Origin of the sequence: Burkholderia sp. CpTa8-5 (assembly GCF_017815045.1) — a bacterium.
Taxonomy (GTDB): domain Bacteria; phylum Pseudomonadota; class Gammaproteobacteria; order Burkholderiales; family Burkholderiaceae; genus Burkholderia; species Burkholderia sola.
In genome coordinates, this window is sequence record NZ_JAGIQD010000026.1 from 71954 (window position 1) to 93166 (window position 21213).

General features: G+C 70.1%; 20 protein-coding genes. 11 read left to right on the top strand and 9 right to left on the bottom strand.

Features of this window, described 5'->3' with window-relative positions; genetic code table 11:
* The first annotated feature begins 4 nt into the window (after window positions 1-4).
* A complete protein-coding gene (locus tag J8I35_RS28480; RefSeq protein ID WP_050014233.1) occupies window positions 5-1411 on the top strand; it encodes an amino acid permease in 1407 nt (468 codons plus the stop codon).
* Window positions 1412-1664: 253 nt separating this feature from the next.
* Entirely contained in the window at window positions 1665-2690 is a 1026-nt protein-coding gene (locus J8I35_RS28485; protein ID WP_124556265.1) for an XdhC family protein, read from the top strand.
* 64 nt (window positions 2691-2754) lie between these two features.
* On the opposite strand, the gene J8I35_RS28490 is transcribed toward J8I35_RS28485, so the two are convergent.
* The 6 genes from J8I35_RS28490 to fliE all read right to left on the bottom strand — a co-directional run bounded on the left by J8I35_RS28490 (window position 2755) and on the right by fliE (window position 6903).
* Entirely contained in the window at window positions 2755-3489 is a 735-nt protein-coding gene (locus tag J8I35_RS28490; RefSeq protein WP_050014231.1) for a PepSY-associated TM helix domain-containing protein, read from the bottom strand.
* A 269-nt stretch (window positions 3490-3758) separates the two neighbouring features.
* Window positions 3759-4076 (bottom strand): EscU/YscU/HrcU family type III secretion system export apparatus switch protein, encoded by a 318-nt coding sequence (locus J8I35_RS28495; protein ID WP_050014230.1) that lies wholly within the window; start codon window positions 4074-4076, stop codon window positions 3759-3761.
* On the bottom strand, window positions 4073-5431 hold the full coding sequence (locus tag J8I35_RS28500) for a flagellar hook-length control protein FliK (RefSeq protein WP_209928147.1): 1359 nt from the start codon (window positions 5429-5431) through the stop codon (window positions 4073-4075). The genes J8I35_RS28495 and J8I35_RS28500 overlap by 4 nt, the downstream gene beginning before the upstream one ends.
* Before the next feature lie 133 nt (window positions 5432-5564).
* Window positions 5565-5897: a flagellar protein FliT gene (locus J8I35_RS28505; protein WP_050014227.1), complete on the bottom strand. Its 333-nt coding sequence runs from the start codon at window positions 5895-5897 to the stop codon at window positions 5565-5567.
* The gene (gene fliS / locus J8I35_RS28510) at window positions 5894-6328 is read right to left on the bottom strand and encodes a flagellar export chaperone FliS (RefSeq protein ID WP_050014226.1); all 435 of its coding nucleotides are present in this window, start codon (window positions 6326-6328) and stop codon (window positions 5894-5896) included. Before fliS ends, J8I35_RS28505 begins: the two co-directional genes overlap by 4 nt.
* A 230-nt stretch (window positions 6329-6558) precedes the next feature.
* The gene (gene fliE, locus J8I35_RS28515; RefSeq protein WP_050014225.1) at window positions 6559-6903 is read right to left on the bottom strand and encodes a flagellar hook-basal body complex protein FliE; all 345 of its coding nucleotides are present in this window, start codon (window positions 6901-6903) and stop codon (window positions 6559-6561) included.
* 248 nt (window positions 6904-7151) lie between these two features.
* Here fliE and fliF point away from each other — a divergent pair, with 248 nt between their 5' ends.
* Genes fliF through J8I35_RS28545 form a run of 6 tightly spaced genes read left to right on the top strand, consistent with a single transcriptional unit; the run spans window position 7152 to window position 13968 of the window.
* Window positions 7152-8915 (top strand): flagellar basal-body MS-ring/collar protein FliF, encoded by a 1764-nt coding sequence (gene fliF, locus J8I35_RS28520; RefSeq protein WP_050014224.1) that lies wholly within the window; start codon window positions 7152-7154, stop codon window positions 8913-8915.
* Window positions 8905-9900 carry a flagellar motor switch protein FliG gene (gene fliG, locus J8I35_RS28525; RefSeq protein WP_050014223.1) on the top strand — a complete coding sequence of 332 codons (996 nt, stop codon included), beginning with the start codon at window positions 8905-8907 and terminating at the stop codon, window positions 9898-9900. The genes fliF and fliG overlap by 11 nt, the downstream gene beginning before the upstream one ends.
* Complete coding sequence (gene fliH / locus J8I35_RS28530) at window positions 9893-10576, top strand: flagellar assembly protein FliH (protein WP_050014222.1); 684 nt, start codon at window positions 9893-9895, stop codon at window positions 10574-10576. Before fliG ends, fliH begins: the two co-directional genes overlap by 8 nt.
* Complete coding sequence (fliI, locus tag J8I35_RS28535; protein ID WP_209928149.1) at window positions 10570-12102, top strand: flagellar protein export ATPase FliI; 1533 nt, start codon at window positions 10570-10572, stop codon at window positions 12100-12102. The genes fliH and fliI overlap by 7 nt, the downstream gene beginning before the upstream one ends.
* Before the next feature lie 5 nt (window positions 12103-12107).
* Entirely contained in the window at window positions 12108-12566 is a 459-nt protein-coding gene (gene fliJ, locus J8I35_RS28540) for a flagellar export protein FliJ (protein ID WP_050014220.1), read from the top strand.
* 31 nt (window positions 12567-12597) lie between these two features.
* Complete coding sequence (locus tag J8I35_RS28545; protein WP_209928151.1) at window positions 12598-13968, top strand: flagellar hook-length control protein FliK; 1371 nt, start codon at window positions 12598-12600, stop codon at window positions 13966-13968.
* Window positions 13969-14001: 33 nt separating this feature from the next.
* Here J8I35_RS28545 and J8I35_RS28550 read toward each other — a convergent pair whose 3' ends face one another.
* A complete protein-coding gene (locus J8I35_RS28550; RefSeq protein ID WP_124556262.1) occupies window positions 14002-15642 on the bottom strand; it encodes a GMC family oxidoreductase N-terminal domain-containing protein in 1641 nt (546 codons plus the stop codon).
* 503 nt (window positions 15643-16145) lie between these two features.
* Between J8I35_RS28550 and J8I35_RS28555 the strand changes: the two genes are divergently transcribed.
* On the top strand, window positions 16146-16652 hold the full coding sequence (locus J8I35_RS28555; protein ID WP_209928156.1) for a hypothetical protein: 507 nt from the start codon (window positions 16146-16148) through the stop codon (window positions 16650-16652).
* Complete coding sequence (locus tag J8I35_RS28560; RefSeq protein WP_124556259.1) at window positions 16649-18091, top strand: coniferyl aldehyde dehydrogenase; 1443 nt, start codon at window positions 16649-16651, stop codon at window positions 18089-18091. Before J8I35_RS28555 ends, J8I35_RS28560 begins: the two co-directional genes overlap by 4 nt.
* Before the next feature lie 77 nt (window positions 18092-18168).
* Here J8I35_RS28560 and J8I35_RS28565 read toward each other — a convergent pair whose 3' ends face one another.
* Both J8I35_RS28565 and J8I35_RS28570 read right to left on the bottom strand, forming a co-directional pair.
* A complete protein-coding gene (locus tag J8I35_RS28565) occupies window positions 18169-19191 on the bottom strand; it encodes a serine/threonine protein kinase (protein ID WP_124556258.1) in 1023 nt (340 codons plus the stop codon).
* A gap of 39 nt (window positions 19192-19230) precedes the next feature.
* Window positions 19231-19443: a hypothetical protein gene (locus J8I35_RS28570; RefSeq protein WP_006477514.1), complete on the bottom strand. Its 213-nt coding sequence runs from the start codon at window positions 19441-19443 to the stop codon at window positions 19231-19233.
* Between the two features lie 807 nt (window positions 19444-20250).
* On the opposite strand from J8I35_RS28570, the gene J8I35_RS28575 reads away from it, so the two are divergent.
* Window positions 20251-21159, top strand: a complete 909-nt coding sequence (locus J8I35_RS28575; protein WP_209928158.1) for a DMT family transporter — start codon at window positions 20251-20253, stop codon at window positions 21157-21159.
* The last annotated feature ends 54 nt before the right edge of the window (window positions 21160-21213 follow it).

The following is a 21213-nucleotide window of genomic DNA, read 5'->3' on the forward strand; positions in this document are numbered from 1 at the left end:
CGCAATGTCTCTCTTCCGCAAGAAAAACGTCGATCGCATGATCGCCGGCGCGCAAGCCGCCGGGCTCAAGAAAGCGCTCGGCGCGATCGACCTCACGTTCCTCGGCATCGGCGCGATCATCGGCACCGGTATTTTCGTGCTGACCGGCACCGGCGCCGTTCAGGCCGGCCCCGCGCTGATGCTGTCGTTCGTGATCGCCGCGATCGCGTGCGGCCTGGCCGCGTTGTCGTACGCGGAGTTCGCGTCGTCGATCCCCGTCGCCGGCTCGATCTATACGTATTCGTACGCGACGCTCGGCGAGCTCGTCGCGTGGATCATCGGCTGGGACCTGATGCTCGAGTACGGCCTCGCGTCGTCGGCCGTGTCGGTCGGCTGGTCGGGCTATCTGCAATCGCTGCTGCAGGGCTTCGGGCTGTCGCTGCCGACCGTGCTGACGGCCGCGCCCGGCGCGGTGCCCGGCGTCACCACGTGGTTCAACCTGCCCGCGTTCCTCGTGATGATCGTGATCACGACGCTGCTGTCGATCGGCATCCGCGAATCGACCCGCATCAACAACATCATGGTGTTCATCAAGGTGTCGGTCGTGCTGCTCGTGATCGCGGTCGGCCTGTTCCACGTGACGCCCGCGAACTGGAAGCCGTTCATGCCGCACGGCTGGAACGGCGTGTTCGGCGCGGCCGCCGTGATGTTCTTCGCGTTCATCGGCTTCGACGCGGTGTCGTCGGCGGCCGAGGAAGTGAAGAACCCGAAGCGCGATCTGCCGATCGGCATCATCGCGTCGCTCGCGGTGTGCGCGGTGCTGTACGTGACGGTCGCCGCGGTCGCGACCGGCATCGTGCCGTCGGCCCAGTACGCGAACATCTCGCACCCGATCTCGTATGCGCTGCAGGTCGCCGGCGAGAAGTGGGTCGCGGGCTTCATCGATCTCGGCGCGGTGCTCGGCATGCTGACCGTGATCCTCGTGATGAGCTACGGCCAGACGCGCGTGATCTTCGCGATGTCGCGCGACGGGCTGCTGCCGGCGGCGCTGTCGCGCGTGCATCCGCGTTTCGCGACGCCGTTCCTGACCACCTGGCTCGTCGGCCTGTTCTTCGGGCTGATCGCCGCGCTCGTGCCGCTCAACGTGCTCGCCGAGCTGATCAACATCGGCACGCTCGCGGCGTTCTCGATGGTGTCGATCGCCGTGCTCGTGCTGCGCCGCACGCACCCGGAGCTGCCGCGCGCGTTCCGCTGCCCGGGCGTGCCGGTGGTGCCGATCCTCGCGGTCGCGGCGTGCCTGTTCCTGATGCTGAACCTGCAGCCGGTCACGTGGGCCGCGTTCGGCATCTGGCTCGTGATCGGCCTCGTGATCTACTTCCTGTACTCGCGGCACCATTCGAAGCTCGCGCACGGTCACCCTGACGCGCACTGAGCGCCGTCATGGCGGCGCCTCCGCGGCGCGCCATGACGAACCCACGCGGGGCCCGTCGCGGCCCCGCACACCTTCTTTCCCCGAACCCTCCGCCAGCGCGCGATCACTGTCCGATCGTCGCGATCTCTTGCCCGATCGTCCGGATTTGCCGGCACGGCTCGCGCGCCGCCTGCACACGCGCGCCGAGCGGTTCATAATCGCGCCATCGAACGACGGCGCCGCGCGGCGGCCCGTCCGGCAACAGGAAAACACGATGGAAAGCGTCGATCTCGATGTACTGAAATCCAGCGCGCGCTGGCTCGAAGAAGGGCGCCGCGTGCTGCTCGTGACGGTCGTGAAGACATGGGGCTCGTCGCCGCGCCCCGAAGGCGCGATGCTCGCGGTGCGCGAGGACGGCCTGGTGGTCGGCTCCGTGTCCGGCGGATGCATCGAGGACGACCTGATCGCCCGCGTGCATGCGAGCGGCATCGCGGCCGATGCGCGCCCGGAAGCGCTCAAGTACGGCGTGACGGCCGAGGAAGCGCACCGCTTCGGGCTGCCGTGCGGCGGCACGATCCAGCTCGTGCTCGAACCGCTCACGCGCGACAGCGGGATCGCGGCGCTGTGCGCGGAAGTCGAGGCCGGCCGCCTTGTCACGCGCACGATGACGCTGGCGACCGGTCGCGCGTCGCTGTCGCCCGCGCAGGCGGCCGACGGGCTCGCGTTCGACGGCGAACGGCTCGTGACGATCCATGGGCCGCGCTACCGGATGCTCGTGATCGGCGCCGGCCAGTTGTCGCGCTATCTGTGTCAGATCGCGGTCGGGCTCGACTATCAGGTGACGGTCTGCGATCCGCGCGACGAATACACGGATGCGTGGGACGTGCCGGGCACGCGCGTCGTCCACACGATGCCCGACGATACGGTGCTCGACATGAAGCTCGATGCGCGTTCGGCCGTGATCGCGCTCACGCACGACCCGAAGCTCGACGATCTCGCGCTGATGGAGGCGCTGAAGACGCCCGCGTTCTACGTGGGCGCGCTCGGCTCGCGGCGCAACAACGCGGCGCGGCGGGAGCGGCTGCGCGAATTCGACCTGAGCGAAGGGGAACTGGCCCGGCTGCACGGGCCGGCCGGCATCTACATCGGCAGCCGGACGCCGCCGGAAATCGCGATCTCGATCCTCGCGGAAATCACCGCCGCGAAGAACAACGTGTCGCTGCCGACGATCCTGCAGGTCGAAGGCGCGAAGGCCGCGCGCGAAATCGCGGCGAACAGCGGCGCGGCCTGCGGGCGCTGATCCGCGCCGGCGGGCGGCCGCGCGTGCCGGGCGCTGGCCCCGGCCGGCGCGGCGGTCGGCAAGATCAGGTCAGGCCGGCGGCCAGCGCGGCGGCGACCGAACCGACCACCAGCACGACGCCGACCGTGCGGCGCTTGTTCAGCTCGGTCCACAGCAGCACGCCCGTCAACGACAGCAGGATCAACGAGCCCGCGATCGTATCCATCAGCAGCACCCAGCCGAGATTCATCCCGACGCCGCGATGCAGGTTGTTCAGCGTCGTCAGGAACGTGTTGCCCGTGCGCTTCACCGACACGTAGCCGTTGCCCACCCAGTATTCGCCCTGCAGGTTCTGGTGCGGCCCGAACACGCCGAATTGCCAGTGCTCGGGCTGCATCACGCGCTTGTCGCCCCACGCGACGGCCTGCGCGGGCTCCTTGCGCATGCGGCCCGGCTTGCCGTCGAAATGCAGCTCCTGCTGGAGCCACTTCATCATCGCGGCGGGCGTCTTCGGCACGGGATCCGGCAGCGCGATCTGCATCTCCTCGACCTGCGGCTCGCCGGTCGAGATCTTCAGCGGCGGCGCGCGGTGGTTCAGCACCACGCCCGTCACGCCGAACAGCAGCCCGAGCACCGCGCCCCACAGCCCGACCCAGCCGTGCACCTTGCGCAGCCACTTGATGAAGGTCGCGCGGCGCGAGCGCCGGCGGCGCGCGGCCAGCTCGTCGTCGTTCAGCGGGCGGCCCGCCGGGTGCAGCACGGTGACGCCGGCGCGCGGCAGGCCCGTCTTGGGCGGGTCGATCGTTTCGGGCGCGTTCACGCGAAGGTATCCATTCGTTCAAAACGACGGGCGGCGCGCAGGGAATGCGCGCCGCCCGGGCAACATGAAAATGAGAATGGATATCATTACATAAATCGGAAGGCGGCTCAATCGGGTGCGCGTACGGAGCGGCAGGTTCAATGCGCGCGCGAATGCGCAAGAAGGCATGCGTCGCGACACGATGGCGATCGATAGACGCAAAATGTCGGCGGAACCATCCCGCTGACCACGGACTGCCATCCGCAAGAAGCCGCCCGACGGCAGGCCGTTCAGCGCAACGGCGGCAACGGAAAACGCGGCGCGACGCCATCCGGCGCAGGCTCGGTGCGATCGAGCGCGTACAGCCACGCGAGCAGGTCGGCGACCGCCTGATAGAGCTGCGGCGGAATCCGGTCGTCGAGATCGACCTGCATCAGCAGCGACACCATCTCCGGCGCCGTGTGCACGTACAGCCCCGCATCGTGCGCGCGCGCGACGATCATCTCGGCGAGCACGCCATAGCCCTTCGCGACCACGCGCGGCGCCGCATCGCCGCCTTTCGGGTCGTAGACGAGCGCGGCCGCGCGCTTGCGGGACGTCATGCTCATCGCAGCGCCTCGTCATCGTCGCCCGGCACCCGCGCATCGGGGCCGCCGGCCGCACCGCGCGCATACGCGGCGGCGGCGGCCTGGGCGGCGAACAGGTCGAAGCCGTCCGGCCCGTCGTCGACCGCGCGGATCGACAGCCCGCCCACCTTGAGCCCCGAGCCTTCGAGCCGCTGCCGCAGCGCGGCTTCGTGGCGCGTGAGACGGTCGGCGCCCGTCTGGTTCGCGCGCAGCCGGGCGACGAGCTGCGCGCCGTTCAGCACCAGTTCGGCATCGACCGTGCCGAGCGACGGCAGCGTCAACGTGAGGCGCGTGCGCCACGCGATGCCGTCGCCCGTGTCGTCGCCGCCGCCGCGCGGCGCGCGGTGGCCCGGCTCGTCGGGTTCGATCGTCCAGTCGAGCCGCGCACCGGGCCACGCCTCGCCGGTCCAGCGAAACTGGTCGGTCGCGAGCGCATCGAGCTGCTGCCGAACGAGCGGCACGGCGGCCGGATGCACGGTCGCGAGCGGCTGCGCCTGCGGATCGGACGATGCGGCGGCCAGCTCGGCGCGCGCGGGCGTCCAGCGCGTATCGGCGTGCGCAGCCAGCGGATCGGCGGTATCGGGCGGCAACGACGTGCCCGGCCGGGCTGCTGCCGGTGCGGCCTGCGCGGGGTCGCGCGCCGATGCGCCGCCCTGGGCCGACGGTGGCGCGCTGGCCCGCGCGGCGGCCGGCAGCGGCGGGCGCTGCGCGAGCAGTTCGTCGAGCACGTCGGTCGAGTCGTGCGGGACGACTGTCGGGTCGGCCGGCGCGAGCGCGGTCGCGAGGCGTGCCTGCGGCTCGCGCATCAGCGCTGCGAGCGGACGCTGGCCGGCCAGCCACTGCGCGAGATGGGATTCGTAGAAGAGGCCGCTTTCGCTCACGGTCTGCGCCAACGCCGCACGCAACGCCGCGACCGGCGGCGGCGCGGCCGCTTCGCGCGTCGCCGCGGCGGACGACGCTTGAGCGGAAGCCGGCGTGGAAGCCCCGGTGGGTGCGGACGCAGCCGGCGCGGGCGTCGGCGCGGGCACCGGCGTATCGGTGAGCAGCACGGCCGGATCGGCGAGCAGCGGCAGCCGGCCGACGATCGCTGGCGTCGCATCGCCGCCCGAGCGCGAGATCGCGTCGAGCACGCGTCCGACATCGGACAGCGCGGTCTGCGTGGAAGCCGGCGGCGCGGCGGGCGGGCTGCCGGTCGGCGGCGGGGACGACGCGCCGGCGCCCGGCGTGCCGACCTGCGCGGTCGCGCCGCCGCCGGCGGACGCCGCGACGGTGCCGGTCAGCAGGCTGTCGAGGCGGCTCGCCAGCAGCGCGGCCGCAACGGAGTCGATACCGGTCATGATCGGGGCCTGCTCAGCTCAGCCAACGGGTTGCGAATCCGCGCGCGGCACGCCGGTGCCGCGCACGGGAACAGCGCGCGCCGCATGCGGCGCCGGGTCCGGGCGCCTCGCGCCGGTCGCCCGGCGCACGGCCCTACCCGCGCGCGCGATAAAGATCGGTCAATACCTGGGTCGAGCGCCGCGCCTCGAACAGCGCGGACAGCCGCGCGACGTCCGGGCTCGCGAGATCGCGGATCGCGGCGTCGTCGGCCAGGATGCGGCGGATCAGGTCGAGCTTGCGGCCGAGATCCGATTCGTCGAGCACGACGGCCGGATCGGCCTGCTTCAACCCGTCGACGAGTTGCATGAATTCGGCCTGCAACTCCGGCAACGCGTTCCAGTCGGCGCCGCGCGCGGCGCACAGCATCCGGCCCGACACGGCGGCGAGCGCCTCGTAACGCGCGAAGTATTCGGCCTTGTGATTCATCGTGATGCTTCCGCTACCTGTTGCGCGGCCATCCGCGCGACTTCCGGGGCGATGCCCGTCCATGCTTCCTCGAGCGTCGCGAGCAAGCCGTCGACCTCGATCAGCATCGCGTCGCTCGCCTGCGCGTTCGCTTCCAGCAGGCGCCGGCCGATATAGGTGTACAGCGCATTGAGCCGTTCGGCGATCTCGCCGCCCGCGTCGCGGTTCAGCGACGCCTGCAGGCCGCTCTCGACGATCCGGATCGCCTTGCCGATCGCTTCGCCGCGCCCGGCGACGTTGTCCTGCTGCAAATGCATGCGCGCCAGCGCGATCGCCTGCCGCGCGCCCTGGTACAGCATCGCGATCAGCCGGTGCGGGGAAGCGCCCATCACCCCGGTCTCGACGCCGACACGCGCGTACGCACTGGCTCCAGCGTGTCCTGGGGAAAACATGCACTTCTCCTTGTTATTTGCGTTGGCTGGTCGGGAGCCGCCGCCGTGCGTCGCACGGTGCGGCCTTCACCGCAGTTATCGGAAGGGATTTGAAAAGCTTTAGGTACGCGGGGGCCGCCGATGCCGGCTCGCCGGCCCCGTTCCGCAAGCCTGGAGCCGTTCCTGGATGCCCGCCGCCGGTTAGCCGTCCCCGAATGCCCGCCCGCGGATGCCCATCGCCTGATGGCCCCTCACACCGCCATCTGCATGATGTCGTTGTAAGCGCTCACTAGCTTGTTGCGGACCTGGAGCCCGAACTGGAAGCCGATGTTGGCTTTCTGCATGTCGACCATCACGTCGTTCAGCGAGATGTTCGGCGCGCCGACCTCGAACGCCTTCGCCTCGCCGAGCGCGTGCTGCTGGTCGCCGCTGATCTTGTCGAGCGACGCCTTCATCGCGCTCGCGAACGTGCCGGCCGTCGCCGCGCCCGAGCCGGCCAGCGCCGCCGTCGGGCTCGCGACGCCGCCGGACGCCTGCGCGGCCATCGACTGCATCTGTTGCAACACCGAACCGATTCCGCTGACGTTCGCAGTCATGCTGCCCCCAAACCTAGAGAAGAGACCCGGACGCACCGGGCGACCCGCCGGCGCCGCACCACGCGCACCATGCCGGATCGCGAAAAAGGATAGCAGCGCGGCGCGCGTCAAAGCCGCGAAAGTACGGGGGAAACCCCGCTCTTTTCGGTCGATCGGAGTGCGCCGCGGGTCACGATAATCGCATCGTGTCATTGTCCGCCCGCTCGTCCGAGCGAGCTCAGTCGTCCCGCTCCGGAGAAACTCGACGCATGGATTCGCAGGCCAACTCGCTGATCAACCCAGACGCCCGCGCGGGCCTCAGCCCGGCGCCAGGCGCCGCCGCGGCCGCCGCGTTGCCGGGCGCGGGCGGCGCAGGCGCGGACTTCGGGCTGGGCGGCTTCGCCGAACGCATCCCCGGCATCTCGCGGATGAAGGGCAACCCGAAGCTGCCGTTCGTGATCGCCGTCGCGTTCGCGATCGCCGCGATCACCGCGCTCGTGCTGTGGAGCCGCGCGCCCGACTACCGCGTGCTGTACAGCAACCTGTCGGACCGCGACGGCGGCGCGATCATCGCCGCGCTCCAGCAGGCAAACGTTCCCTACAAGTTCGCCGATGCCGGCGGCGCGATCCTCGTGCCGTCGGGCCAGGTGCACGAAACGCGCCTGAAGCTCGCCGCGATGGGGCTGCCGAAGGGCGGCTCGGTCGGCTTCGAGCTGATGGACAACCAGAAATTCGGCATCAGCCAGTTCGCCGAGCAGATCAACTACCAGCGCGCGCTCGAAGGCGAGCTGCAGCGCACCATCGAATCGATCAACGCCGTGCGCGGCGCGCGCGTGCACCTCGCGATCCCGAAGCCGTCGGTGTTCGTGCGCGACAAGGAAGCGCCGAGCGCGTCGGTGTTCGTCGACCTCTACCCGGGCCGCGTGCTCGACGAGGGCCAGGTGCAGGCGATCACGCGGATGGTGTCGTCCGGCGTGCCCGACATGCCGGCCAAGAACGTGACGATCGTCGACCAGGACGGCAACCTGCTGACCCAGACCGCGTCCGCGTCCGGCCTCGACGCGAGCCAGCTCAAGTACGTGCAGCAGGTCGAGCACAACACGCAGAAGCGCATCGACGCGATCCTCGCGCCGATCTTCGGCGCCGGCAACGCGCGCTCGCAGGTCAGCGCCGATCTCGATTTCTCGAAGATCGAGCAGACGTCGGAAAGCTACGGCCCGAACGGCAATCCGCAGCAATCCGCGATCCGCAGCCAGCAGACCAGCAGCGCGACCGAACTCGCGCAGGGCGGCGCGTCGGGCGTGCCGGGCGCGCTGTCGAACACGCCGCCGCAGCCGGCCTCCGCGCCGATCGTCGCGGGCAACGGCCAGAACGGGCCGCAGACCACGCCGGTCAGCGACCGCAAGGACCAGACGACCAACTACGAGCTCGACAAGACGATCCGCCATACCGAACAGCCGATGGGCAGCGTGAAGCGGCTGTCGGTCGCGGTCGTCGTCAACTACCAGCCGGTCGCCGACGCGAAGGGCCACGTGACGATGCAGCCGCTGCCGCCCGCGAAGCTCGCGCAGGTCGAACAGCTCGTGAAGGATGCGATGGGCTACGACGCGAAGCGCGGCGACTCGGTCAACGTCGTGAACAGCGCGTTCTCGACCGTGAGCGACCCGTACGCCGACCTGCCGTGGTGGCGCCAACCCGACGTGATCGCGATGGCGAAGGAAGCCGCGAAGTGGCTCGGCATCGCAGCGGCCGCAGCGGCGCTCTACTTCATGTTCGTGCGCCCGGCGATGCGCCGCGCGTTCCCGCCGCCCGAGCCGGCCGCGCCGGCGCTCGCCGCGCCGGAAGACACGGTCGCGCTCGACGGCCTGCCCGCGCTGGAGAAGCCAGCCGACGAAGCCGATCCGCTGCTGCTCGGCTTCGAAAACGAGAAGAACCGCTACGAACGCAACCTCGACTACGCGCGCACGATCGCCCGCCAGGATCCGAAGATCGTCGCCACCGTCGTGAAGAACTGGGTGTCCGATGAACGCTGAAGGCTTGACCAAGAGCGCGCTGCTGCTGATGTCGATCGGCGAGGAAGAGGCCGCGCAGGTATTCAAGTTCCTCGCGCCGCGCGAGGTCCAGAAGATCGGCGTGGCGATGGCCGCGCTGAAGAACGTCACGCGCGAGCAGGTCGAGGACGTGCTGCAGGAATTCGTGAAGGAAGCCGAGCAGCACACCGCGCTGTCGCTCGATTCCAACGAGTACATCCGCTCGGTGCTGACGAAGGCGCTCGGCGAGGACAAGGCCGGCGTGCTGATCGACCGCATCCTGCAGGGCAGCGACACGAGCGGCATCGAGGGCCTCAAATGGATGGATTCGGCCGCGGTGGCCGAACTGATCAAGAACGAGCATCCGCAGATCATCGCGACGATCCTCGTGCACCTCGACCGCGACCAGGCGTCCGAAATCGCATCGTGCTTCACCGAACGGCTGCGTAACGACGTGCTGCTGCGGATCGCGACGCTCGACGGCATCCAGCCGGCCGCGCTGCGCGAGCTCGACGACGTGCTGACGGGCCTGCTGTCCGGCAGCGACAACCTGAAGCGCAGCCCGATGGGCGGCATCCGCACCGCGGCCGAGATCCTGAACTTCATGACCAGCGTGCACGAGGAAGGCGTGCTCGAAAGCGTGCGCCAGTACGACGCCGATCTCGCGCAGAAGATCATCGACCAGATGTTCGTGTTCGAGAACCTGCTCGACCTCGAGGATCGCGCGATCCAGATGATCCTGAAGGAAGTCGAGTCGGAAACGCTGATCATCGCGTTGAAGGGCGCACCGCCCGCGCTGCGTCAGAAGTTCCTCGCGAACATGTCGCAGCGCGCGGCCGAACTGCTCGCCGAGGATCTCGACGCACGCGGCCCGGTACGCGTGTCCGACGTCGAGACGCAGCAGCGCCGCATCCTGCAGATCGTGCGCAACCTGGCCGAGAGCGGCGCGATCGCGATCGGCGGCAAGGCGGAAGACGCGTATGTCTGATTCGGCGAGCGATCGCGTGGGCACCCTCACCGCATACCAGCGGTGGGAGATGGCGTCGTTCGACCCGCCGCCGCCCCCGCCGCCGCCCGACGACGCGGCGGCCGCTGCGGCCGCGCTCGCCGAGGAATTGCAGCGCGTGCGCGACGCCGCGCACGCCGAAGGCCATGCGGCCGGCCACGTCGAAGGCCAGGCGCGCGGCTACCAGGCCGGTTTCGAGCAGGGCCGCGAACAGGGCTTCGAGGCCGGCCAGGCCGACGCACGCGAACAGGCCGCGCAGCTCGCGGCGCTCGCCGCGTCGTTCCGCGAAGCCGTGGCGACCGTCGAACACGATCTCGCGTCCGACCTCGCGCAGCTCGCGCTCGACATCGCGCAGCAGGTCGTGCGCCAGCACGTGAAGCACGACCCGGCCGCACTGGTCGCCGCCGTGCGCGACGTGCTCGCGGCCGAACCCGCGCTGTCCGGCGCGCCGCATCTCGCGGTCAATCCGGCCGACCTGCCCGTCGTCGAAGCGTATCTGCAGGACGATCTCGACACGCTCGGCTGGAACGTGCGCACCGACGCGTCGATCGAGCGCGGCGGCTGCCGCGCGCACGCCGCGACCGGCGAGGTCGACGCGACGCTGCCCACGCGCTGGCAGCGCGTCGCCGCCGCGATCGGCAAGGTAAGCACGTGGTGACGCGCTCGCCCGACGCGCTCGCGCACGACGGCATGACGCCGCTCGAACGCGAGCTCGCGCTCGCGTCGTTCGGGCCGGCGGCCGCGCACGATGCCACGCCGCACCCCGCGTCCGCGGCCGCCGCCGCCGCCCCGCGCGCGCCGCACAACCCGCATCTCGCGCACTGGCGCACGCACCTGAACGGGCTCGCCGCGCGCAGCCACCACGCGCTGCCGCTGCGCCCGTGCGGGCGCCTCACGCGCGCGGCCGGCCTCGTGCTCGAGGCGATCGGGCTGCGCCTGTCGGTCGGCGCAGAATGCACGATCGAACTGCCGCCCGGCAGCACGCTGCCGCACGCGGAAGCGGAAGTCGTCGGCTTCGCCGGCGACCGCCTGTTCCTGATGCCGACCACCGACGTCGCAGGCGTCTTGCCCGGCGCACGCGTGTGGCCGCGCGAAAGCGCGCCCGTCGCCGATCCGCTCGCGGGCGCGAAGCGGCTGCCGGTCGGCTGGGAGATGCTCGGGCGCGTCGTCGACGCGTCGGGCCGCCCGCTCGACGGCCTCGGCCCGCTCGCGTCGAAAGTCGATGCGCCGCTGTCGGCGCCGTCGATCAACCCGCTCGATCGCGAACCGATCCACCACGTGCTCGACGTCGGCGTGCGCGCGATCAACGCGCTGCTCACCGTCGGCCGCGGCCAGCGGATGGGCCTGTTCGCGGGCTCCGGCGTCGGCAAGTCGGTGCTGCTCGGCACGATGGCGCGCTACACGAGCGCGGAAGTGATCGTGATCGGGCTGATCGGCGAACGCGGCCGCGAAGTGAAGGAATTCATCGAACAGATCCTCGGCGAGGATGGGCTCGCGCGCTCGGTCGTCGTCGCGGCGCCGGCCGACGTGTCGCCGCTGCTGCGGATGCAGGGCGCCGCGTACGCGACGTCGCTCGCCGAGTATTTCCGCGACCAGGGCAAGCACGTGCTGCTGCTGATGGATTCGCTGACGCGCTACGCGATGGCGCAGCGCGAGATCGCGCTGGCGATCGGCGAGCCGCCCGCGACCAAGGGGTATCCGCCGTCGGTGTTCGCGAAGCTGCCCGCGCTCGTCGAGCGCACCGGCAACGGGCCCGAAGGCGGCGGCTCGATCACCGCGTTCTACACGGTGCTGACCGAAGGCGACGACCAGCAGGACCCGATCGCCGATTCGGCGCGCGCGATCCTCGACGGCCACATCGTGCTGTCGCGCGCGCTCGCCGAGGCCGGCCACTATCCCGCGATCGACATCGAAGCGTCGATCAGCCGCGCGATGACCGCGCTGATCGACGAAACGCATCTCGACCACGTGCGGCAGTTCAAGCAGATGCTGTCGCGCTACCAGCGCAACCGCGACCTGATCGCGGTCGGCGCGTACGCCCCCGGCCGCGACGCGCAGCTCGACCGCGCGATCGCGCTCTACCCGCGCATCGAGGCGTTCCTGCAGCAAGGCTTTCGCGAATGCGCGCCGTTCGCATCGAGCCTCACTGCGCTCGATGCGCTGTTCGACGCTTACGGAGGCTGATCCCGATGGCCCACGGCTTTCCCCTTCAGTTGCTGCTCGACCGTGCGCAGGACGACCTCGACTCGGCCGCAAAGCAGCTCGGCACCGCGCAGCGCGACCGCACCGCGGCGGCCGAACAGCTCGACGCGCTGCTGCGCTATCGCGACGAATATCACGCGCGCTTCGCGCAATCCGCGCAAAGCGGGATGCCGGCCGGCAACTGGCGCAATTTCCAGGCGTTCATCGACACGCTCGATGCCGCGATCGCGCAGCAGCGCAGCGTGCTCGCCGCGGCCGACGTCCGCATCGACGAGGCGCGCCCGAACTGGCAGCAGAAGAAACGTACCGTCGGCTCGTATGAAATCCTGCAGGCGCGCGGCGTCGCGCAGGAAGCACAGCGCGACGCCCGGCGCGAACAGCGCGACGCCGACGAACACGCCGCGAAGATCCTGCGCATGCGGGCCGACGCGGCCCGTTCGTCGTAACCGACCACCGCATTCGAACGAGAGAACCGTCATGCCTCCCCTGCCCCTGCTCGGCGCGCTGCTCGACACCGCCGGCGCCGCACTCAAGGCCGCCCGCGGCTCGGGTTCGTCCGCCGCCAACGATGCGTCGGCCGCCACGAGCGCCGCGCCGTTCGCGCAGACGCTCAAGCAAAGCGTCGCCACGCGCGGCGATACGGCCAACGCCGGCACGCCGGACGCGTCGACCCAACAGGCTGCGTCGAAGCCGGCCGCCGGCGCGAAACCGTCCGGCACGGATGACGACAAGGCGACCGACGACACGACCGCGAACGCCGCCGTCAACCCCGACGCCGCCGCGCTTGCGGCCGCCGCGGCCGTGCAGGCGCAATTGCAGGCGCGCCCGGACACCGCGACGCCGGCCGACGCGGCGACCGCCGCGGCCGTTGCCGCCGCGGCCACGACGCAAAAGACGGCCGTGTCCGGCCAGCCGGACGCCGCGGCGACGCTCGCCGATCATGCAGCCCAGGACGCGGCCGCCCAACCGACCGACCCGGCATCGAGCCGCGACGCGCTGCAAGCGGCGCTCGCCAAGCTGACGGGCGGCGCGGGCGCGATCGCGATGCCGGCGACCGGCGCGACCGCCGCCGCCACGCCGACGACGCCGGCCGCAACCGCATCGAACGCCGCCGCACCGCTGACGCCGAAAGTGCCGACCTTCGACCGCACGCTCGCCGACGCGAAAGGCGCGCTCGCCACGCAACCGACGCCGACCCAGATCACCGCGCAGACACTGCAGGCCGACGCGAACGCGCAGTCCGGCGTCCAGCACGCGCTCGCGGCGGCCAGCAACGCGACGGACCCGGCCGCCAGCGCGACGCTCGCGGCCGGCGCAACGGCTGCCGCCGCCGCGCAGGCGAACCTGCAACTGTCGCCGGCAGCCGGCGCGATCGCCGCCGCCAACGCGCACGTGCTCGCGCCGCACGTCGGCACGGCCGACTGGACGGATGCGCTGAGCCAGAAGGTGGTGTTCCTGTCGAATGCGCACCAGCAGAGCGCCGAGCTGACGCTCAACCCGCCCGATCTCGGGCCGCTGCAGGTCGTGCTGCGCGTCGCGGACAACCATGCGCACGCACTGTTCGTGTCGCAGCACGCGCAGGTGCGCGACGCGGTCGAAGCCGCGCTGCCGAAGCTGCGCGAAGCGATGGAAGCGGGCGGGCTCGGGCTCGGCAGCGCGACCGTCAGCGACGGCGGTTTCGCTTCGCAGCAACAGCAGCAAAACCCGCAGCAGACCTTCGCCGGCGGCCAGTCGCCGCGACGCGGGAACGGCGGACCGTCAGCCGTCGATGCACCCGTCGACGCCGCGCAATCCGCACCGGTCGCCGCGCGCGCGAGCCGCGCCGGCCTCGTCGATACGTTTGCCTGAGCATGGGCTGCTGCTGCCGTGCGCGCGCCGCGTTCAGCGGCCGTGCACCGCGGCAGCCGCCTCGCCGCGCGGGACGCCGCCCTTGCGCGCGGCGACGATGAAGTCCGCCGCGCGTTCGCCGATCATCACCGACGGCGCATTCGTGTTCCCGCCGACCAGCGTCGGCATCACCGACGCATCCACCACCCGCAGCCCGTCGACGCCGCGCACGCGCAGTTGCGGATCGACGACCGCGCGCACATCCGAGCCCATCCGGCAGGTGCCGACCGGGTGATAGATCGTGTCCGCATGCGCGACGATCGTCGCGCGCAGCTCCGCTTCGCTCTGGTCCGGCCGCGTGTACAGCTCGCGCCCGCCGTGCGACGCGAGCGGCGCCTGCGACAGGATGCGGCGCATCGCGTGCGTACCGCGCACCAGCAGGTCGAGGTCGCGTGAATCGCTGAAGAAGCGCGGATCGATCAGCGGCGCGTCGCGCGCATCGCCGCTCGCGAGCGCGACCGTGCCGCGGCTGAACGGCCGCAGCGCGCACACGTGCAGCGAATAGCCGAAACCCCAGTGCATCTTGCGGTTGTGATCGTCGACGAGCGCCGTGCAGAAATGCAGTTGCAGGTCGGGCCGCGCGAGCGACGGATCGCTCTTGATGAAGCCGCCGGCCTCCGCGACGTTGCTCGTCATCATCCCCGTGCGGCTCGAGAAATAGCGCACGAGCGCGGGCGTCATCTTCGCGATCCCGCGCACGCACACGCCGACCAGTTCCGACGAATTCACGCGGGTGTTGATGATGAAGTCGATGTGGTCGATCAGGTTCGCGCCGACGTCCGGCGCATCCTGCACGACCGCGATCCCGTGCCGGCGCAACTGATCGGCCGGGCCGATCCCCGAACACATCAGCAGTTGCGGCGAATTGAACGCGCCGGCCGACAGGACCACTTCCGCGCGCGCGCCGAGCGTCTCGACCCGCCCGTTGCGCGACACGACGACGCCGACCGCGCGCTTGCCGTCGAAGCCGACGCGCAGCACCGTCGCATCGGGGACCACGTGCAGGTTCGGCCGGTTGCGACCGTAGATGTACGCGCGCGCCACGCTGCAGCGCGAGCCGTCGCGATGCGTGACCTGATAGAAGCCGACGCCTTCCTGCGTCGCCCCGTTGAAGTCGTCGTTCAGCGGATAGCCGGCCGCGTGCGCGGCCTGGATGAATCGTTCGGAGAACGGATTGCGGAAGCGCAGATCCGATACCGACAGCGGCCCGTCCGCGCCGTGCCATGCGTCCGCGCCGCGTTCGTTGCCTTCCGCGCGGCGGAAATACGGCAGCACGTCCTGCCAACCCCAGCCCGTCGCGCCGAGCTGCGCCCACTCGTCGTAGTCGGTCGGGTGGCCGCGCGTGTAGATCATCGCGTTGATCGCGCTCGAGCCGCCCATCCCGCGCCCGCGCGGCTGATAACCGCGCCGCCCGCCGAGGCCCGGCTGCGGCACCGTCTCGTAGCCGTAGTTGGTGCCGAGCTTGAACGGCACCAGCGCCGCGATGCCGACCGGCATGTTGACGAGCAGGTTGCGCTCCGTATGCGAGCCGGCCTCGATCAGCGCGATCGTCGCATCGGGGCAGGCATCGGCGAGACGGCCGGCGAGGCTCGAACCGCCCGAGCCGCCGCCGACGATGATGTAGTCGTATTGCATGTCACGTCTCCGTCGTGTCATGGAAGGCGCCCGGCACCGCCGCGCGACCGCGTCTCCTCTGGAGGGTCTGTTTGCAGATGGAACACGCATGCGAATGCCCGAAATCGCCCGTAGGGCAAGGAGCGAGGAGCGCTGTTTGGCCGAGCCAAACAAGCGACGAGCGACGCCGCCATACGGGCGATTTCGGGCATTCCCGTTACATGATTTTTTAATTTGGGGTTGCCATGAGAACGGCCGCTCGCCGCGTTGCACTCCTTGCGAATACGTCAGTATTCGCGGCGTCGCGCGCCTCGCGAGCGGCCGTTCTCATGGCAACGCATGCGTGTTCCATCTGCAAACAGACCCTCGGGGCATTGTAGGAATGGCCGTCCCGTGCGCGGCGCGCCGATTCAAGAGCGATTCCTCTAAACGCCCGCGTGAACTAAATTTAAGATGTATCGAGTCGCGTCGCGCGATGCACCGGCCACGAGAAGCCGATTCGTCGCGAAACGGGAGGAACGACGATGCAGCGCCAACGCCTGCCGGCCGCGTGCCGACCGGGTGATCCGGCGGTCACGCGCGCGGTCCGCATTTCATTTCAAACGACGGCCCGCGCGACGATGCACGGCGCCATGCGCGCGGTCGGTGGAAATCGAACGGCACGTGTCGTCGCCGACCGTTTGGACGGTGTGTCGCCGCCGCCGAACGATCCGCGGCGAGCCACCGCCGCGGATCTGTCGCGCTGCGCCGCCGCGGTACACCGGCAGACGATCGCGAGACGGCATCGCGTGCCCGCGCGTCACCGTATCGGCTCGTATGCGCATGCCGTGCGGCACGACGTTCGGACGCGGACACCGTCGCGCGGATACGACGCTTGCCGCGTACTGAAACCGGTTTTCGAGCACCCGTCGCATCCGGCCCCGCGCCGGGCGACACGCATCACCCGATCCGCGTCGCCGCGCTCGCCGAGCGTGCGCGTGCGGCGTGACGGCCGGCCGATCAGCCAGGCCCAACTGGAGGAGACGACATGAAGAACGACCTGCCCGAACTGGCCCCGCAAGCACTGCCGTCGGTCGATGCGCTGACGTCGCTGCTGCACGACCAGCGCGCGGCGTACCTGCGCGCACCGTACCCGGCATGGGACACGCGCGCGCAGCACCTGCGCGCGCTGCGCACGATGCTGATCGATCACGCGGATGCGCTCGCCGACGCAATCAGCGCCGATTTCGGCCATCGCGCGAAGCAGGAAGTGCTGCTGTCGGAAATCTGGATGGCGAAGGAAGAGATCGACGATGCGCTGAAGCACGGCAAGCGCTGGATGAAGCCGATCCGCAAGCCGATGAACAAGTGGCTGCGCCCGGCGCGCGCGAAGGTGATTCCGCAACCGCTCGGCGTGGTCGGCATCGTCGTGCCGTGGAACTACCCGGTACTGCTCGCCGTGGGCCCGCTGATCTGCGCGCTCGCCGCCGGCAACCGCGCGATCATCAAGATGTCCGAACTGACGCCGCGCACGTCGGCGCTGTTCGAGCAACTGATCGGCAAGACCTTCACGCGCGACCACGTCGCGGTCGTGAACGGCGACGCGGAAGTCGGCGCCGCGTTCAGCGCACTGCCGTTCGACCATCTGCTGTTCACCGGCTCGACGCAGGTCGGCCGCCACGTGATGCGCGCGGCCGCCGACAACCTCACGCCCGTCACGCTGGAACTCGGCGGCAAGTCGCCGGCGATCGTCGGCCCGAATGCGCGCTTCGACGCGGCCGTCGACGCGATCGTCGCCGGCAAGACGCTGAACGCCGGCCAGACCTGCATCGCGCCCGACTACGTGCTGCTGCCGCGCGGCATGGAAGGCGCGTTCATCGAACGCGCGCGGGCCCGCTTCGCGAAGCTGTATCCGGACCTGTCGACCAACGGCGACTACACGACGATCGTGTCGCCGCGTCACTACGCACGTCTGCAGCAACTGGCAAGCGATGCGCAGGCCGCCGGCGCGCAGCTGCATCCGCTGTCCGACGCGCAGTCCGATCCGGTGTCGCGCCGCTTCGTGCCGTGCGCGGTCACGCAGGTGCCGGCCGCGTCGCCACTGATGCAGGAGGAAATCTTCGGGCCGCTGCTGCCGCTCGTGCCGTACGAACGGCTCGACGAAGCGATCGCATACGTCAATGCGCGCCCGCGTCCGCTCGCGCTATACCTGTTCGACGAGGATGGCGGCACGATCGACCGCGTGATGCGCGAAACGGTCTCGGGCGGCGTGTCGATCAACGAAACGCTGATGCACATCGCGTGCGGCAGCTTGCCGTTCGGCGGCGTCGGCGCGAGCGGCATGGGCGCGTATCACGGCTACGACGGCTTCGTGACGTTCTCGAAGATGAAGCCGGTGCTCACGCAGGCGCGGCTGAACGCGCGCAACCTGCTCGCACCGCCGTACGGCAAGCGCTTCGCCGCGCTGATCAAGCTGATGCTGAAGTTCTGAGAGGGCGGGCCGCGTCGCGCCGCGGCCCCGGCGAAGCTACCGCGCGGCATGGATGCCGCGCATGCAGCCGCCACACGTCACACGGGCCAGAGCGGCCCTTCCTGCATCGCGCCGATCTGCTCGCGCAGTTCGAGCACGCGCGCTTCCCAGTAACGATGCGTGTTGAACCACGGGAAGGCGGCCGGAAACGCGGGATCGTCCCAGCGCCGCGCGAGCCACGCCGCATAGTGGATCAGCCGCAGCGTGCGCAGCGCTTCGACCAGATGCAGCTCGCGCGGCTCGAATTCGCAGAAATCCTCGTAGCCGGCGAGCAGGTCGGCCAGCGCGCGCGATGCGCCTTCGCGATCGCCCGGCAGCAGCAGCCACAGATCCTGCACGGCCGGCGCCATCCGGCTGTCGTCGAAGTCGACGAAATGCGGGCCGGCATCGGTCCACAGTACGTTGCTCGGATGACAGTCGCCGTGCGTGCGCAGCAGGCGGATCTCTCCGGCGCGCTCGAACGCGGCCTCGACGCCTTCGAGCGCGAGCTTGACCGCGGTCTCGTACGCCGGTCTTACGTCATCCGGAATGAAATCGTGCGCGAGCAGGTAGTCGCGCGGCTCGTAGCCGAACGTGGCGATGTCGAGCACGGGACGCGCGACATACGGCTGCGTCGCGCCGACCGCATGAATGCGGCCGATGAAGCGGCCGAGCCATTCGAGCGTGTCGCTGCGGTCGAGATCGGGTGCGCGGCCGCCGCGCCGCTCGAAGATCGAGAATCGGAAGCCGTCGAACGCGTGCAGCGTGCGGCCGTCGAAGGCACGCGCGGGCACCGCCGGAATCTCGCGCGCGGCGAGTTCGGCGACGAACGCATGCTCTTCGAGGATCGCGTCGTCGGACCAGCGCGCCGGGCGATAGAACTTCGCGACGACCGGCGGGCCGTCTTCGATGCCGACCTGGTAGACGCGGTTTTCGTAGCTGTTGAGGGCGAGCAGGCGCCCGTCGGTGCGCAGGCCGGCCGGCATCAGCACGCTGTCGAGCGCGTCGAGCACGCACTCGGGCGTGAGGCCGGCGAACGGCGGGCTGGCGGAGGAAGCGGGAGCGGAAGTGGCGTCTGTCATGCCCCGCATTGTGCCGCCAGCCGGACCGAAAGACGAGCCTTAGTGAAGCGCCGCGCCGGCCGGCAGAACGGATTCGCCGGTGTCGATCAGGTCCTCGAGAAAGAAAGGCTCGGTGTTGAGTTCTTTCGACTCACCCGGCACGCCCGCGTACCAGGTCACCATGGCCATGTCGCCCAGGATGCGCTGGACGATGCCGCGCGCGCCCTTCGGCACCGCGATATGGGTAGTGCAGACGATCGACCCGATATGCATGATGGTTCCCCACTCTTGAATCTTGAAACCCGGCCCGCTGGCGAGCCGGCAAATGCACGATCCGCGCCGCTCTCGGCGGAGCGTTGCGCGTGATCCCATTGTTCACGGTTTATCGAAGCGCGAAAAGAAGAAGAAGCAGGCGAAGTGCCGCGAATTCGTCGAATGTCTCCAATCAACCACTGCGTCGGGCACGTACTTGCCCGCCCGGTTACCCCCATCATACCCTGTCGAATGTGACTGCCCACCGAAACCGCCCGGCGCCGCCGCGCGCACATGTTGACGCAACGCGCGTGCCGCTTCGCTTCGCCGCTGCGGAATCATCCGAACACTTCGCGCGGCCGACCGGAATCACGTCGCGCGCATCGCATGCCGATCGCTATCCACCGTTCGTCGAACGCTTGCGCGCGCACCGGCATCGGCCTGCATCGGCGCGACATGTCGCTCGCGATATGCAGCCGCCGACAGCAGTTGCGTTCGATGGCTGCCTTGCGGTACCTTAACCTTTCATTCGCGTTCAACCGCACATCCGACACGATGTATCCGCTCACGTCCGCCCTCGCAAAATCCCGGCCGCAGTTCGACTCGCGGCCGCGGGCGTGCGCGCATCCGTCGGTCCTTCCTCCCCCTGTCGCACCGCCGCTCGTCTGCGCCGCGCCGCCCCCTTCGGCGGCACGCGCCGGCTGACTCGCCGGCATCCGTTTTCGTCTTCCATTCGCCCCGTTGGCCACAGGTACGTGCGTCATGACGCACGACGTGTTGCCGCGCGCGCGAATGGAACGTTTCGATCCGTTCGACAGGTGGATTCACATGGTTTCGTTCAAACGCGCGCTCGCCGCGCATGGCGCGACGTCGCTCTTCGTACTGCTGTGGAGCAGCGGCGCGATCTTCGCCGAACTCGGTCTGCGTCACGCGTCCGCGTTCGCCTTTCTCACCGCCCGCTTCGCGCTCGCATCGCTCGTGCTGCTCGCGCTGGCGTTCATGCGCAAACGCTGGCTGCCGCCGCGCGGCGAGCGGCGCATGGCCGCGCTGACCGGCTTGCTGATGATGGGCGGCTATTCGATCTTCTACCTGCTCGCGCTCGAGCGCGGCATCGCGCCCGGCGTGCTCGCGACGATCCTCGGCGTGCAGCCGATCCTCACGCTCGCGATCGTCGAGCGTCGCTGGCAACCGGTGCGCATCGCGGGACTCGCGCTATCGCTCGCCGGCCTCGCGCTCGTCGTCGGCCGCGGCGTGAGCGGCGGGACGGGCGGCCTGACGGCTGCCGGCGTCGCGTGCGCGCTCACGGCGCTCGTCGCGCTGACCGTCGGCTCGCTGCTGCAAAAGCGCGTCCGCGCGGCGCCCGCCGACGTGCTGCCGCTGCAGAATGCGATCGGCCTCGCGCTGTGCGTCGCGATCGTGCCGTTCCGGCCGGTGTCGTTCGATATGAGCTGGGCGTTCGTCGTGCCGCTGCTGTGGCTCGGCATCGTGATCTCGGTGATCGCGCAACTGCTGTTCTACCGGTTGATGCAGCGCGGCGATCTCGTCAACGTGACGAGCCTGTTCTATCTCGTGCCCGTCGTCACCACGCTGATGGACGCCGTGTGGCTCGGCAACCGGCCCGAGCCGCTCGCGCTCGCCGGCATGGGCGCGATCATCGCGGGGCTCGCGCTCGTGTTCCGCGCGCCGGCCGGCCGCCCGCAACCCGACCGCGCGTGTCGATCACCATCATCATGCTGATGCCGAGAATCGGGTACTTCGAGTACACATTGCGCTCGAGCCAGTCGTTCGGCG